Annotated in this window: 4 protein-coding genes; 2 read left to right on the top strand and 2 right to left on the bottom strand. The window is 42.8% G+C overall.

Annotated features, from left to right (window positions below):
• Together VIP81_RS21895 and VIP81_RS21890 are read right to left on the bottom strand one after the other, a co-directional pair.
• The coding region (locus tag VIP81_RS21895; protein WP_331966341.1) for a hypothetical protein at positions 1 to 628 on the bottom strand (628 nt) is incomplete at its 3' end.
• Positions 629 to 1,060: 432 nt separating this feature from the next.
• On the bottom strand, positions 1,061 to 1,528 hold the full coding sequence (locus VIP81_RS21890; RefSeq protein WP_331966338.1) for a hypothetical protein: 468 nt from the start codon (positions 1,526 to 1,528) through the stop codon (positions 1,061 to 1,063).
• 254 nt (positions 1,529 to 1,782) lie between these two features.
• Here VIP81_RS21890 and VIP81_RS21885 point away from each other — a divergent pair, with 254 nt between their 5' ends.
• Both VIP81_RS21885 and VIP81_RS21880 read left to right on the top strand, forming a co-directional pair.
• Complete coding sequence (locus VIP81_RS21885; protein WP_331966335.1) at positions 1,783 to 2,415, top strand: TetR/AcrR family transcriptional regulator; 633 nt, start codon at positions 1,783 to 1,785, stop codon at positions 2,413 to 2,415.
• Positions 2,405 to 2,799, top strand: a 395-nt coding sequence (locus VIP81_RS21880) for a TolC family protein (protein ID WP_331966332.1), incomplete at its 3' end; no start/stop codon positions are given. The genes VIP81_RS21885 and VIP81_RS21880, both read left to right, overlap by 11 nt.

The raw sequence follows: 2,799 nt of genomic DNA, 5'->3' as shown, positions 1-2,799 counted from the left end.
GGCGGTTATACGGATCGGCATAAAAGGAAAAAGATAGTGAATAGGAATAGGGCAGGGGAGAATTGGCTACCAGTGATGATGCGGCACTGTTTTCACTGAGCTGTTGAAGATTCCCGCAAATATAGATGCCCGTTTCCAGCTGACGTTCCGCTGGAATGAGCGGATATTTTTTAAAACGGTTGTAGATGTTTACATATTGATTATCCTTGAATTTAATATCCAGGCGATGAATGCAGAGGGCATATAGCAGGGAGTCTTTGATGCCATCCTGTGCTTTGATAGCTTTCAGCAGACTGTCCGTATTTTCATGCTTTATGAGTTCGTGAACGAGGCGATTCACCAGGTGTTGAGCAGCAGTATCAAAGCTTTGCGGATTGGTTTTATACAAATTTTCGAGGTACCCATATTGCGGCACAATAATGCTGTCGAGTAACGGCTGTCCTCCGGGAAAAAGTTTGTCGTTGGCAATGGCCAGGTTATAGGCTTCTCCTATCCGGCCTTTTTCCACGTAGTTAAAACGGCTGTCCAGCAGCTGATAGGTATTGTAGATCAGGAAAAACTGTACAATAGCCAATGCCACGATACATATAACTGCTGTCAGGATGTACAGCTTGATGGAATGCCTCATTTCCTGCTTTAATTTTTTTGGTTGCTACGCTGATGCTTTGTGCATAACGACAATAGTAATCATGCTCACGGTCTTTTCGGCCCGTTAGTTATTCGCTTCCTGTTAGTAAATATTATGTTTTGCTTACTGTTGGCTGTTGCTGCCCTAAGGTACTACTTTTTTATATCAGAAAATCGATTTAGCAAATTAAATTATCGGGGGTCTTTTAGGGAGATGAAAAACGCGGAGGGCAGTCATGGGTGACGATCCGGGGAGCCGGCGCGTTTGGCGCTGGAAAAGCGTTGAAGAGCATCCCGCCTTCTATACTTTGCTTAATGCGGCGCTGGCTCACACGAGTTGGAGCTTTAATACAACACGGCTCACACCAGATGGGTGTTGGGAGTGAGTGGTAAGGCCTACAGCTTTCTTAGTCGTATAAATATCAAACGCCTTCTACTTCGCGTAATACCGCCTGGCGATAAAGGAAAGCGGTAGTCCGATCATCACCATGAGAATAGCGATATTCAGCAGTGCACTGACTAAACGCAGGGGCCCGAGTGGCACCTGACTCAATGGGAGAACAACGAACTGCATGAAAGACCATACCATCAACCCATAAGCGAGTCCTGTGGCAACCGGGTATTTGCGCAGGTTCGGAATTTTCGGATAGATACTTAGAAAGATGAATGACCAGGTGAGGGCGATCAGATAATGAAACAGCAATCCATATATCGTCATGGCGGGGTTGCCGTTAAAGGCTTCCTTGCCAAATACGCCGCTGCTGATATAGGCGAATAGTTTGGAAAGTGGCTGCCCATGGGTCGCTATGGTGAAATAAACGGAGGCAGACAATATATCTAAAGTGCCGGCAATGAGGCCTGCTAGTAAAACAACACCCGGAAACGAAGAAGGAAGACGCATGGAAGGAGCGATTTTGGTTCTTCTCTTAAATTATAAAATTCTTTCATAAAAACACGCAAAAGCGATCAAAATTTAACGTCTTATGTGAAGCTATTATTAACAAATATTAAAAACTCCTTAAAATTTTAATAATTATAATTGATAATCATATAAATATAAATTTATAAAAATAAAATTTAAACAAGTGATTAAATAAACGCTTGTTTAAATTAAACGTTTGTTTAACTTTGCCTTGTCAAATCTAAAAAAGGAACATGGAAGAGTATAGTGAAAAACAGCTCTCAATTATAAAGGTTGCAGAGCGGCTATTTGCCGATCAGGGCTTTCATGGCACATCGGTAAGGGACATAGCGCAGGAAGCGGATGTAAATATTGCCATGATCTCCTATTATTTCGGATCAAAGGACAAATTACTGGAAACGATTTTCAGATATAGAATGGAGGCATCCCGGAAGTTCATCAATGAATTATTGGAGAACGACACCATGGAGCCGCTGGAGAAAATAAACAGTCTGATTGACCGGTTCATCAATAAAATGCTGGGGGAGCAATATTTCCAGTGCATTATGAGCCGGGAACAGTTAAACAGCCAGCAAAGCCCCGTAAGGGATCTGATCTGGCAACTGAAAGGAGAAATGCTCGGGTTAATGCAGCCCATCGTTACCCACGCACAGGAAGCGGGCATTTTTCACAAAGACGTGGACGTAGAGATGTTGATGACTACTTTATTCGGGACTATTCATCAGGTAATACCTGCTCAACATATACTAAAGAAAAGCGCTCCATCTGACGCTATCAGCGACGAAGATTACAGCGTGTATATTAAAAACAGAGTAAGTATACATTTAAAAAAATTGTTCAAAGCAATCCTAACACATGAATTCTAAAAGCATATACGCACGATTATATGCGCTTGCATCGGGAATCCTGCTGACTTTTTTCTTTCAGACAGCATCCGCACAACAGAGCGTAAAACCGCTTTCGTTAAATGAAGCCATATCGCTGAGTATACAAAACAGCAAACAGTTAAGAGTGAGCCATGCTAAAGTAGATCAGGCTACGGCATCACTCAAAGAAGCAAATGAAAGGCAATTACCAGACGTGAGTGTTTCCGGTTCCTATCTTCGTCTTACACAGCCGAACATAGACCTGAAACTGAAACTTGGAGACAACAGCGGTGGAAGTGCTACCGAAAGTCCTAAAGTAAATCAGGCAGCTTACGGATCCGCCAATGTGGCCATTCCGATCTTTGCAGGAGGAAAATTACAGAG

The sequence above is a fragment of the Chitinophaga sp. genome, from assembly GCF_036566945.1.
Classification (GTDB): Bacteria; Bacteroidota; Bacteroidia; order Chitinophagales; family Chitinophagaceae; genus Chitinophaga.
Note: the sequence above shows the minus strand (reverse complement) of the source record. Positions and strands in the feature narration are given on the sequence as shown.

Excerpts from the sequence above, each read along its gene's own strand:
- VIP81_RS21890 (WP_331966338.1), bottom strand. The coding sequence starts at position 1,528 with ATGCGTCTTCCTTCTTCGTTTCCGGGTGTTGTTTTACTAGCAGGCCTC.
- VIP81_RS21885 (WP_331966335.1), top strand. The coding sequence starts at position 1,783 with ATGGAAGAGTATAGTGAAAAACAGCTCTCAATTATAAAGGTTGCAGAG.